At 35.4% G+C, this 12,775-nt stretch carries 11 protein-coding genes and 1 pseudogene; 9 read left to right on the top strand and 3 right to left on the bottom strand.

Annotation, left to right across the window (positions count from 1 at the left end; all coding sequences use genetic code 11):
- Positions 1-64 precede the first annotated feature (64 nt).
- From KBP50_RS02210 to KBP50_RS02230, 5 genes are read left to right on the top strand one after another with little or no spacing between them, the layout of a single operon-like run.
- Positions 65-457: a conjugal transfer protein gene (locus KBP50_RS02210; RefSeq protein WP_050349785.1), complete on the top strand. Its 393-nt coding sequence runs from the start codon at positions 65-67 to the stop codon at positions 455-457.
- A complete protein-coding gene (tcpF, locus tag KBP50_RS02215; protein WP_050349786.1) occupies positions 441-2,894 on the top strand; it encodes a conjugal transfer ATPase TcpF in 2,454 nt (817 codons plus the stop codon). The genes KBP50_RS02210 and tcpF overlap by 17 nt, the downstream gene beginning before the upstream one ends.
- Positions 2,875-5,016, top strand: coding sequence for a CD3337/EF1877 family mobilome membrane protein (locus KBP50_RS02220; protein ID WP_236691345.1), 2,142 nt, complete (start codon positions 2,875-2,877; stop codon positions 5,014-5,016). The genes tcpF and KBP50_RS02220 overlap by 20 nt, the downstream gene beginning before the upstream one ends.
- Positions 5,017-5,021: 5 nt before the next feature.
- Complete coding sequence (locus tag KBP50_RS02225; RefSeq protein WP_050350032.1) at positions 5,022-6,038, top strand: bifunctional lytic transglycosylase/C40 family peptidase; 1,017 nt, start codon at positions 5,022-5,024, stop codon at positions 6,036-6,038.
- Between the two features lie 15 nt (positions 6,039-6,053).
- Positions 6,054-6,965 (top strand): conjugal transfer protein, encoded by a 912-nt coding sequence (locus KBP50_RS02230; protein ID WP_050349788.1) that lies wholly within the window; start codon positions 6,054-6,056, stop codon positions 6,963-6,965.
- A 362-nt stretch (positions 6,966-7,327) separates the two neighbouring features.
- Here the strand turns inward: KBP50_RS02230 and KBP50_RS22395 are convergent, their stop codons facing one another.
- Both KBP50_RS22395 and KBP50_RS02235 read right to left on the bottom strand, forming a co-directional pair.
- A complete protein-coding gene (locus tag KBP50_RS22395) occupies positions 7,328-7,453 on the bottom strand; it encodes a hypothetical protein (protein ID WP_269082645.1) in 126 nt (41 codons plus the stop codon).
- A gap of 147 nt (positions 7,454-7,600) precedes the next feature.
- A pseudogene (locus KBP50_RS02235) lies at positions 7,601-7,946 on the bottom strand (TetR/AcrR family transcriptional regulator); the annotation flags it as partial.
- Positions 7,947-8,266: 320 nt separating this feature from the next.
- Between KBP50_RS02235 and KBP50_RS02240 the strand changes: the two are divergent.
- A complete protein-coding gene (locus KBP50_RS02240) occupies positions 8,267-9,019 on the top strand; it encodes an alpha/beta fold hydrolase (protein ID WP_050349789.1) in 753 nt (250 codons plus the stop codon).
- A gap of 574 nt (positions 9,020-9,593) precedes the next feature.
- On the opposite strand, the gene KBP50_RS02245 is transcribed toward KBP50_RS02240, so the two are convergent.
- Positions 9,594-10,199, bottom strand: a complete 606-nt coding sequence (locus tag KBP50_RS02245) for a TetR/AcrR family transcriptional regulator (protein ID WP_017795854.1) — start codon at positions 10,197-10,199, stop codon at positions 9,594-9,596.
- A 96-nt stretch (positions 10,200-10,295) separates the two neighbouring features.
- On the opposite strand from KBP50_RS02245, the gene KBP50_RS02250 reads away from it, so the two are divergent.
- From KBP50_RS02250 to KBP50_RS02260, 3 genes are all read left to right on the top strand, one after another.
- Complete coding sequence (locus KBP50_RS02250; protein ID WP_050349790.1) at positions 10,296-11,009, top strand: GAP family protein; 714 nt, start codon at positions 10,296-10,298, stop codon at positions 11,007-11,009.
- Positions 11,010-11,033: 24 nt separating this feature from the next.
- Complete coding sequence (locus KBP50_RS02255) at positions 11,034-11,255, top strand: hypothetical protein (RefSeq protein WP_017795852.1); 222 nt, start codon at positions 11,034-11,036, stop codon at positions 11,253-11,255.
- A gap of 103 nt (positions 11,256-11,358) precedes the next feature.
- Positions 11,359-12,510 carry an acyltransferase family protein gene (locus KBP50_RS02260; RefSeq protein ID WP_076361992.1) on the top strand — a complete coding sequence of 384 codons (1,152 nt, stop codon included), beginning with the start codon at positions 11,359-11,361 and terminating at the stop codon, positions 12,508-12,510.
- Positions 12,511-12,775 lie beyond the last annotated feature (265 nt).

Genomic DNA, 12,775 nt, shown 5'->3' on the forward strand with positions numbered 1-12,775 from the left:
TAGCAGTGAACTTTAAAATAGTTCACTGCTTTTTTTATTTCAAATATGGAAAGGAAAGAAATATATGAAAAAATTAAAAAGCTATACACGTATTTGGTCGGTTGAAAAAGTGATTTATGCGATTAATGATTTTCGCTTGCCTTTCCCCGTTACCTTTAATCAAATGTCGTGGTTTGTACTTTCTTTAATACTCGTCATGTTACTCGGGAATCTTCCCCCACTATCTTTGATTAATGGAACGTTATTAAAATATGTGGGAATTCCCGTTGGCTTGACATGGTTTATGAGTCAAAAAACGTTTGATGGCAAAAAACCATATAGTTTTCTGAAATCCGTCATCACTTACTTTTATCGTTCCAAAGTGACTTATGCAGGGAAGCCAATCAAATTAAAACGGATAAAAGTGAATGAAAATATAACAGCTGTGAGGAGTGAAGTCCATGCGTTATCCGATTAAATATATGGAAAACAATCTTGTCTTTAATCATGACGGAGAATGTTTTGCCTATTATGAATTGCTTCCCTACAACTATTCTTTTTTGTCACCAGATGAAAAAGTTCAAGTGCATGATCATTTTCGCCAATTGATTGCACAAAATCAAGACGGAAAAATTCATGCCCTACAAATTAGTACGGCTAGTAGTATTCGTTCTGTTCAAGAGCGAAGTAAAGAATTGGTAACTGGAAGGTTAAAAGATGTTGCTTATGCACGGATTGATGATCAAACCGAAGCACTTGTTTCAATGATTGGAGAACATCAAGTAGACTATCGCTTCTTTATTGGTTTTAAGCTGCTCTTGAATGAAGAGGAAGTTAGCATGAAATCCATGGGGAAATCAATTAAAAATTCACTATCTTCTTTTGTTCGTGATGTGAACCATCACTTAATGGGGGATTTTGTTTCCATGCCTCATGATGAAATGAGACGTTTCTCTAAAATGGAATCTTTGCTGCAAAACAAAATTTCAAGGCGTTTCAAAATACGTCCCTTAGATAAAAATGATTTTGGTTATTTGATTGAACATCTACATGGTCAATCAGATATTGCTTATGAGGAATATGACTATGTGCTTCCACTAAAAAAGTTAAAACAGGAAACTTTAGTGAAGCGTTATGACATCATCAAACCAACACGTTGCTTAATGGAAGAAAAACAACGTTATTTAAAGATTGAACAGGAAGAACAACCGACATATGTTGCTTATTTTACCATCAATTCAATTGTTGGGGATTTGGAGTTTCCATCGGATGAAATCTTTTATTATCAGCAGCAACAATTCACCTTCCCTATCGATACATCCATGAATGTAGAAATTGTGACGAATAAAAAAGCATTATCAACCGTACGAAATAAGAAAAAAGAACTGAAAGATTTAGATAATCATGCGTATGAATCTAACAATGAAACAGGAAGTAATGTGTTAGAAGCCTTGGAACAAGTGAATGAATTAGAAGATGTACTTGATCAAAGTAAAGAATCGATGTACAAGTTAAGCTATGTCATTCGAGTTTCTGCATCTACTTTAGATGAACTCAAACAGCGATGTAATGAAGTGAAAGATTTTTATGATGATCTAAACGTAAAACTTGTTCGTCCATTTGGAGATATGATTGGTTTACACAGTGAATTTATTCCCGCTAGTAAACGATATATGAACGATTATATCCAGTACGTTACATCTGACTTTTTAGCGGGACTTGGGTTTGGTGCAACACAAATGCTAGGAGAAACAGAAGGGATTTATTTTGGTTACAACTTGGATACCGGAAGAAATGTATATCTCAATCCTAGCTTAGCTAGTCAAGGTGTAAAAGGTTCTGTCACTAATGCACTTGCTTCCGCTTTCTTAGGCTCACTTGGTGGCGGAAAATCATTCTCAAATAACCTACTCGTATATTATGCTGTTCTTTATGGCGGACAAGCTCTTATCGTTGATCCAAAGGCAGAACGTGGCAACTGGAAAGAAACATTGCCTGAAATGGCACATGAAATAAATATTGTTAATTTAACAAGTGATGATTCAAACAAAGGGTTACTTGATCCCTTTGTCATTATGAAAAAGAAAAAGGATTCAGAAAGTCTTGCGATTGATATTCTTACCTTTCTTACAGGTATCTCTAGTCGGGATGGAGATAAATTTCCAGTATTGCGACGAGCGATTCGGTCCGTTGGTCAACAGGAAGAACGTGGTTTACTTCTTGTGATTCATGAATTAAGAAGTGATCCGAATCCATTAGCTGGACCGATTGCGGACCATATTGAAAGTTTTACCGATTATGATTTTGCCCATTTATTATTTTCCGATGGAACGGTGAAAAATTCGATTAGTATAGAGAAACAATTAAATATCATTCAAGTCGCTGATTTGGTATTACCCGATGCGGAAACAAGCTTTGAAGAATATACAACAATGGAATTACTTAGTGTTGCAATGCTGATTGTGATTTCGACATTCGCATTAGACTTTATCCATTCTGATCGAAGCATATTTAAAATTGTTGATTTGGATGAAGCTTGGAGTTTCCTGCAAGTCGCACAAGGAAAAACACTCTCGAATAAATTGGTTCGTGCAGGACGTGCGATGAATGCGGGCGTATATTTTGTCACACAAAATGCGGATGATTTAACAGATGAAAAACTAAAAAACAATATCGGTGTGAAGTTTGCTTTTCGTTCTAGAGATATTAATGAAATTAAAAAGACATTAGAATTCTTTGGCGTCGATAAAGAAGATGAAGGAAACCAGAGAAGACTTCGTGAACTAGAAAACGGGCAATGTTTGATTCAAGATTTATATGGACGTGTGGGGATTATTCAAGTCCATCCTGTTTTTGAAGATTTATTTGATGCTTTTGATACTCGGCCACCTACAAATGAAAAAGAGACGAGGTGATGATGTGAAGAAACGACAATTTAAAAAAGTAATTTTAACGGTAGTACTCATTGGTGCTGCCGTTTTTCTATGTCTTTTTTTACTTGGCACTTTTGCGCAAGCTGCTGGACTAGTTGATGATACGGTATCAGAAGATAATCTTTATTCTAAATATGCCCTTGACCATTACCAACTCGATTTTTATGTCGATACAGGTTGGGATTGGCTCCCGTGGAACTGGAATGATGGAATTGGTAAACAAGTCATGTATGGGCTTTATACGATTACCAATTTCATTTGGATTATTAGTTTGTATTTGTCTAATGCAACAGGCTATATAATTCAACAAGCTTATTCTCTTGATTTTATTTCACAAACTGCGGATGCAATCGGAAAAAATATGCAAACATTAGCAGGGATTACTTCAAGTGGTTTTAGTAGTTCAGGATTTTATGTTGGTTTCTTGCTTCTGTTTATTTTAATCATTGGCATATACGTGGCTTATACAGGATTAATGAAACGAGAAACAACGAAAGCGATTCGAGCGATTTTAAACTTTTTGGTCGTGTTTATTTTATCTGCTTCCTTTATCGCTTACGCACCAACATACATTACAAAAATCAATGATTTTTCAGCAGATATTAGTGAAACAAGTTTAGATTTGGGAACAAAAATCTTAATGCCAAGCTCTACTAGTCAAGGAAAAGATAGTGTGGATATGATACGGGATAACCTCTTTTCTATTCAAGTAGAACAGCCATGGATGTTGTTGCAATTCGATGATTCGGATAAAGAAACGATTGGAGAAGATCGCGTTGATACGCTAGTTTCGACTAGTCCAGATGCCAATAACGGAAAAGATCGGGAAAATGCGGTTAAAGCGGAAATCGAAGATCATGACAATAAAAATTTAACGATTACGAAGACCACAACACGTTTAGGCATGGTCTTCTTTTTGTTTCTATTTAATATTGGAATATCCATTTTCGTATTTTTATTATCGGGTATTATGATTTTCTCGCAAATTCTGTTTATTATTTATGCGATGTTTTTACCGATTAGTTTTCTATTATCCATGATTCCAACTTTTGAAAACATGGGGAAACAAGCGATTATGAAGTTGTTTAATGTGATTATGCTTCGTGCGGGTATCACGTTAATTATTACCGTTGCTTTCAGTATTTCATCCATGCTGTACAGTTTAACAACGAGTTATCCATTTTTCTTAATTGCCTTCTTGCAGATTGTCACGTTTGCGGGCATTTACATGAAACTTGGTGACATCATGAGTATGTTTAGCTTACAAAGCAATGACTCACAAAACGTTGGTCGTAAAATGATGCGTCGGCCTTATCGCATGTTTAATCGTGGGGGGCGTCGCTTACAACGTAATATTACACGTACACTTGCAGGTGCAACTGCTGGAGCGACGGCTGGTGCATTAGTTGGTCAATCTAGAAAAACAAAAGGGAGTTCATCCCCCCTTCGTCCATTACAACGGCTTACATCATCACCTAAAAAGAATCTAGAAAAGACAAACGAACAGACGAATCCAACTTCATTAAGTCAGAAGTTTGGTCAAGTAACTGGGAAAGTACTAGGTGCAAAAGGTCAGATTCGAGCAAATATTAAACACCGAAAAGAACAATTGGTTGATTTACCAACAAGTACAAAATATGCAGTGATGCAAGGAAAAGAACAATTGAAAAAGCCTGTTCATGAATTTAAAGAAGGTGTTGTGCAAGCGAAGAAACAAAGAGAAAAATCAGCAAAAGAACGTTCAGTGAAACATCGTCAAACAATTGCCGATAAACGACGAGCATTGGATAAAAAACGTGCATCTTATCGTGAGCGGTCTACTCATACACGATCAGTTACTCAAAGAGAACCGATTGTAGGAAGAATTATACAGCAACAAAAGACATCATCAAACGAACAAGAACAGTTAACTCATGGAATGCAAAATCATATTGATCAGTTGCAGGTACAAAGAAAAAGAACAACTTCTAAAGAACGTCCAGAAATGGAAAATAAGCAAGAAATACGAAAAGTCATGAAGCATGTAGGTAAACCAATCAAAGTAATGAAGAAAAGACAACTTCAGAAACGTTCCGTGTCCAGACAAAGGAGAGAAGTCCAATGAAGGTTATGCGATTAAAAATAATGCTCATTACGTATGGAGTAGGCTTTCTGCTCTTTTTTGGCTTGTTAGTTTTTGTGGCACTCTTTATTTCTAATGAAGATAATTCATCAGAAGGAAATTATTCGGGCATTGATGACGGGGGAAGCGTTTCTCTGTCAGCAGACGTGTTAAAGCACCGGCCAATGGTAGAAAAATATGCGAAAAAATATGGTGTTAGTGAATATGTGTCAACGTTACTCGCAATTATGGAAGTGGAAAGTGGTGGGAGATTAAAGGATGTGATGCAATCGAGCGAGTCATTGGGGTTACCGCCAAATTCATTAGATTCGGAAGAAGCATCTATAAAGCAAGGGGTAAGATATTTTGCGGATTTAGTTCAATTAGCAGAATCTAAAGGAGTAGATGGAAATACGGTCATACAGGCTTATAACTATGGCGGCGGTTTTATTAATTATGTTGCACAAAGAAGTAAGAAACATAGTTTTGAACTAGCCCAAAGCTTTGCGAAGAAAAAGTCAGATGGAAGTAAAACGTCCTATTCCAACCCAATTGCGGTAAAAAAGAATGGTGGTTGGCGCTATCTGTATGGCAATATGTTTTACACCGATTTGGTTAATCAATACTTTCACTCTCCACAGTTTGATGGTGACATTTTGCAACTTGTGATGGATGAAGCGTTGAATTACGAAGGCTATCCTTATGTATTTGGTGGAGATAACCCAAACACTTCTTTTGATTGTAGTGGACTTACACAATGGAGTTATCAAAAGGCGGGAATTAATTTACCAAGAACCGCACAACAACAATATGACTTTACGGAACATATCCCTTTATCGGAAGCAAAACCAGGTGATTTAGTGTTTTTTCACTCAACGTATAATGCTGGAACGTATGTTACTCATGTCGGTATTTATCTTGGAGATAACCAAATGTATAACGCAGGTGATCCAATAGGCTATGCAGACTTAACAACTGCTTACTGGCAAAAACATCTAATTGGAGCTGGCCGAATTAAACAATAGGAAGGGTTAGAAAAGATGAAAAACATATTTAGAAAAAAAGAAAAACAAACGATGGATACAAAGTCATCAAAAACAAAAGTAAAAAGTGTTGGAACACGTAAGAAATCCGTCACGGTTTTGTGGATTGTATTAATCAGTAGCCTGGTCTTTGCGATTTATAAGAACTTTACGGCAATTGATCAGCATACCGTTCATGAAAAAGAAGTCATTGAAACAAAACTTGTGGACACAAGTGCAATTGAAAGCTTTACGAAAAACTTTGTGAAAGATTACTATACATGGCAAAATAATAAAGAGTCTATTGAACGAAGAGAAGAAAAATTAAGTCTTTATCTAACAGAGGAATTGCAAGCCTTAAATACTGATACAGTAAGAGCAGATATACCCACTAGTTCCAGTGTGAGTAATATTGATATCTGGTCAGTATCACCAGAAAGTGATAATACCTATGGAGTTGTATATTCAGTAGATCAAAAGATTACAGAAGATAAAAATAGCCAAAGGATTCGTTCCTCCTATCGAATCTTACTTCATAAAGATAATGCAGGAAACTTAGTTATTATACAAAACCCTAACTTTTGGAGCATACCGAATAAATCAGATTATGAGCCACAACAACATGAAAGTAATGGTACAGTTGATTCCGATATTGTGCAGGAAGTGACAGAGTTTTTGGAGACATTTTTTACGTTTTATCCCACTGCCACGGATAAAGAACTTGCTTATTATGTGAAAAATAATGCATTACCATCGATTGGTAAGAATTTTTTATTTTCAGAGCTAGTCCATCCAGTATTCCAGGCAGTAGATCATCAAATAAAAGTATGGGTTACTGTTAAATATATTGATGAAACAACAAAGGCAATACAGTTTTCGCAATATATACTCACGTTAGAAAAAGATACTAATTGGATGATTGTCGAGTAAAAATGATTTAGCTGATTTACTGTAGCTTTAGAATAAAGATTTTATCAAAAACAACTCGCAGACCCATAGTTAAATTAGAAGAACCCGTTTTGAAAAAAGATTGATCAAAACGGGTTAACTCTTTTTGAAACAATGTGCAATTTGGTGTTTGGATTAGGGTGTTGAAATTTTTAGCTTATTAATTCAACGGCAAGAATAATTCAAAGTACGCTTACTTATATTAACCGTTAATCAAATAAGATGCTTTCAATAAACTCAGATTTATTTTCGTATATTTTTTCTATCGATGTCACCTACAACACAAAAGTAGAGTAGGTTATTACCAGCTTTGTCTTCAAGGGCATATGTCTCTCCTTCAGTTCTTATGACAAGAAAGTTTTTAATGCCCATTGCGACTGTTGTTTCATCGTTAGCGGTATGTTCTTTTTCACATCCGTAAATGTCTGCCTTTTCGATAAAGCTACTACTCTTTTTTTCTCATTTGCCACTGGAAAGCATATTTTAAATATCAACTTAAATCCTTTTTCTAATAAGTGTATCTTTCAATATTCGGATGAAGCCCCTTGTTAGTCATTTACTAATTTCTTACTTCTAAAATCAATTTAATTTTGATTAGCTCTTTTATGTTCAAAGCTACTTGTAAGTGGGCGAATGGCGAAAATTAGCCAAACGCAAGGTTCAGTTTGTTTATCCCGATTTCCACAGTAACTAATTCTAACAAAGCTTATACCGCAATAAGAGGTTTTTTTGACCATGATTTATTCTCCGAACGTTCTTTCTCATGAGCAAGAAAATATTCCATAATAAATAATAGTAATTCATCTTGTTTGAGAAATAATGTCTAAGTGCTCTGGTAGACATTCCAGCTTCAGATGCAATTCTTCGGATAGATGCTTTTTCAATACCTTCCGTTTCAATAATTTTCCAAGCTGTTTCAACGATCATTTTTCTTTTGTGATTATGATTAACTATTTTCGGCACTCAAATCACCTCTTGCTTTTATTTAACACATCGTGTTATTATCATTTCATCACAGTGATTGAAATAAATAAGGGGGGATGTTTAGGTTCTTGAAATCACTTATAGGAACATTAAAGCGGATGGACATTATCAAAGTGATGAAATAGGACCTTCTTAAGCAATTAAATCATTTGTAAGGTACATAAAACTTTCTTTATAATCGAATAAGTTTAATAAATGGTTTATTAACAGTTTGGGGGATAAGGGAAGGAATCATAGAAATGAAACGAAGATAGTCATGGGCAGTGCCTACTTTTTTCATGGAAAGGAGATTGAAATAGATGGATCTTCATTACGAAATTAAAGGAAGCGGAAAGCCGATTATACTACTTCATAGTGGAGCTATGGATTCACGTGACTGGGAATTCATCACACCACATCTTTCAAAGTCGTTCAAAGTAATAACTCTTGATGTCCGGGGTGCAGGGAAGTCACCCGTTCCGAATGAACCCATTGATTATGTTGAGGATCTTAGAAAACTCTTGGATCATCTTAAAATTAAGAAAGGTGCCCTCGTTGGACATTCCCTGGGGGGACAAATTGCAACTGATTTTACTCTGACCTATCCAAAAGGAGTGTCTCAACTGGTATTGGTCGCTCCAGGACTGTCGGGGTTTAAATTTTCTTCCGAGCATGCGGAATTAGAGAGCCGAGTTTCTAAAGCTGCACCAGATGTCGAGAAAATGATTAATATAACATTAAACGAGCCTTCTTGGAGCGTTTCTTTCGGAAAAGCATACGATTTATTACGTGAAATGATGATACATAATATTCAAAAGACTTTTGATTGGAAAACATTCAAAACTGCTTCCTCCAATTCAGCGATGGAAAGATTGGGAAAAATTAAAACGAAGACACTTTTTATCATAGGCGAGAATGACTCAGAAGATCTCTTTAAAATCGCACAATTATATACGGAAATTCCCAATATTAACTTTGTGCGTATACCTGGTGCTAATCACATCATCACTTTGACCCATCCTAAGGAGGTTTCCGACCACATCAGTCATTTTTTGAGCTTACTAGAATGGTAATATCGCGAAAACACAGATAAGGGATCTGTTCCAGTTAGGGAAAGTCGTAAGTGGAAGCAACCAACCAACCATAACGTTGTCCTGAAAGTGGTTTTGACAAGAATACCGTCAGAAGTCTTTAGGGACTACTTATCATCTAAAAGCGAGAATACTACCCGATGGCATTCATTGGTTTGGGCAGTTAAACAGTATTGGTCAGCCATTCTGTATTTGATTCAGCAGATTCTCTTCAAGCTGTTTTGGACATGGGATTGCTGAAAGGCATTACGCAAACTTGGGGTAGTATGGATGCACCGGTCAGGAGCTTGAAGTAAAGTAGAGAACAAAACTTGATAATTTAATATGATTTTAAAATTATAAAAAAATATTCATAAAGGCGATTGACCCAAATAGTTAATCGCCTTTTAACTACATTTTGGATGGATGTTTACTTACCTCCAAACGGTAAAGAATACTCTTATTTCAATCCTATAAAATTGCTTAAACAATATAAAATATTATTAAGCACTTTTAAGTGACAAACTTCTAAAAACTAAATCTACTAACCCGTTGAATAATATTGATACATAATCAACTAACTCAATTGACTTTCATTGCAGAGTGTTTCTAAATGATAACGGATTACTTCCTTCACCTTATCTGGAGAGTAGACGTCAGGTCTTAACAGAGCATGAATGGACAATCCATCAATTAATGCCGCAAGCCTACTCTTTTCTAATTTTACATTAGTTGAATCAGATAAAATCCCTTGTAGAACTAATATCTCGATCATTGAACTTGCTAATTCATACATACCGTTAGTCATTTCATCTTTTTTTTCTTTTAAAGTATCACTTGTAAGTGACTGAAGTGCAAGGATCCACCAAACACTCGTTTCGATTTTCTTTTCTTCATCAATTGGTATAAGCTCTAATAAAACTTCCGCAACCGCCTGCAATGGATTGTCTGACCAACTTTTACTTTGAGAACGTTTTTTCCCTTCTTCCAGATAATAATCCATGATAAATAATAACATTTCATCCTTAGTTGAAAAATAATGTCTTAACGCTCCAGCAGACATGCCTGCTTCAATAGCAACTCTTCTTATAGATGCTTTTTCGATTCCCTCTTTCTTAATAATACTCCAAGCGGCCTCAGCAATTGACTTCCTCTTTTTTTCATGATTAACAATCCTTGGCATAAAAAATCACTTCCCTTTCTTAACACAGTGTGTTATTATAAATTTAACACACTGTGTTATTTAAATTATAACATATAAAAAGGAGGTACTCTATATTTGATCGAAAGTATTGAAGCATTGATGCCTTCTTCATCAATAGACACATCGATAGCTTTGCTAATTATTTCTATTTGCGCATTAATTGATATATTAAGTCCTGGTGTACTTGCTGTAACAGCTTATTTATTATTGACACAGCCTAATCAATTATCTTCTCGCTTGCTTGTTTTTTTGTTTATTACGCAGTTTGGCTACTTCGGAGTGGGCTTATTCCTATACTTTGGTGGAGATTCACTATTGAAAGGAATCGGAAAATTATCTGAATTTGACTTTATCAATTGGTTTTATCTCCTTTTTGGAGCAGTTATGGCTCTAATTAGCTTCTGTAAACCAAATGATAATACAAAAAAACGTTTAATTTCATTTATACCCCAAAAAACAACGATGAAAGGGATGATCATGTTAGGTATCATTGTTTTTCTAATTGAATTTGTAACTGCTTTGCCTTACTTTTATTCAATTTTGTTAATGAATCACCTAACAATTGAGCCTTCCTCTTCTATCTTTATTATAATTGGCTACAATCTTGTAATGGTGCTTCCTTCTCTTCTTTTGTTAGGGGTTAATATTATGTTTAAAGAGAGACTGCAACAATTTCTAAATAAAATTAGATCAAAATTAAATGAAGCTCCGATTTCCTCACTGTTGGTAGCGATAGGAGTAGTAGGTGCGGTTTTTTTCAATATCGGTCTTAGAGGCATATTAAATTAAAAAATTATTAATGAGGTGTTCATCATGAAAGAAATAATCAGTGGACTTGGTCTACTTTTTGTTATACAGGGAGTAGGCGGATTAATTAATCATTTGACTAATGGTGGAAAAAGCTGGTTTTTGGTAAATTATATTAATGCGTTTCAGGGATTTGAAATTGTTATGGACATTATTTTTATTGTAGTTGGTGGGGTCATAAGTTTAGCCTCTTGGAAAATAGGCGGATCAACTAAAAGAGAAAATTAAAATATAGAGCAAATAGGACGGTTTATACATAGCCGTCCAGTTTGGCGGATGCTCCGTTGAAATATATTTTTAAATGTTTATAGAGAGGAACGTAAGAATTATTATGAATTTAAGACATATAGGGAGCTTGTCTCCCCAAAAGGAAGAACGATTATATTTTATTGATAACCTAAGAGGAGCTCTTACAGTGTTGGTTGTGCTTCATCATTTGGTGTATTTTTCCATCTATAACGAGGTATTAACACAAGGTTCTATTGGGGTTGTAATGGGTCTTCTATTCCTTGCTTTTAACCAGACTTTCTTTATGGGGACATTTTTTCTTATTTCTGGTTACTTTGTCCCTTTATCTATTGAACGAAATGGGACAACTCGGTTTATCAAAGATAGATCTATCCGATTCCTAATCCCATTTATCTTCTATATTTTCATTCTTAGCCAAGTTCAAGCAATTGAAGCCTATATACTTAACCAAGAGCCATTTACATGGCAAACCTATTTTTCACATTTAACTTACGGGCCGATGTGGTATGTCGAACTACTTTTCGTATTCGTTTGTTTATACGCAGTCTGGGCGAAGTTTATGAGTAAAAATAAGCTATCAGTAGTTCGGCAGAGTACACCACCCACCTACAGGATGTTTACAGTCTTTGTAATGATATTAGCAGCAGGATACTTCACCATAAGACTGTGGGTTCCTGCTCTTGATTTACCCGGTGGATCTCCCAAGGTTCAATCATTTGTTGGACTTTTTACAGCAAGTGGCTATGATCTCCCGCAATATGTCGGGCTATTCATTTTGGGTATCATCGCTTACCAACGTAATTGGTTTCGAAATACTCCTGATTCTATGGGGAGGGCGGGTTTTGGAATTGCAATTGGGGCATCGATTCTTCTTCTTCCCTTAGTCTTGTTATTTGGGGTAGACGGATTACAGTTTTCTGGTGGCTGGAACTGGACATCTTTGGTTTATTCTCTGTGGGAAGCTCTATTTTGTGTTGGCGTCATTCTCGGATTAATCATATTCTTTCGCAAAAGAGTTTTTCATCAAGGAAAAGGTTGGAGCTTCTTGTCAGCCCATTCTTTCGTGATTTACATCATTCATATACCGATTATCGCTATTGTTATTGCTGGATTGAAGGTCATCCACTTTCCACCATCCTTCATGTTTCTAGCTATGATTCTGATCACGATACCACTTTGCTTCTTGTTAAATTATATAATTAAGCAGATTCCCTTTGCGTCAAAGATTCTTTAGGACGGTGAATATTAAAGAAGAAAAGAGGATACGACGATAACCATATCTGCCCTTATGCTTCTCAAAAATAGAACTAATGAGCCTTTTCCACTTTGAATTTTTATCTGAGTGCTCAAAAGTATTAATTTTATAATAATAAGTGTTACGTGGAATACCGGAAATTTTGAGTAATGTCTTCACAGAATAATCGCGCTTTTGCTCATATACTACTTTTACTTTTTTGTTTTGTCGTAATTTGTTTTCTTCTTGAACTAAGGCTTTCAAC

It is taken from the genome of Virgibacillus pantothenticus (assembly GCF_018075365.1).
Lineage (GTDB): Bacteria > Bacillota > Bacilli > Bacillales > Amphibacillaceae > Virgibacillus > Virgibacillus pantothenticus.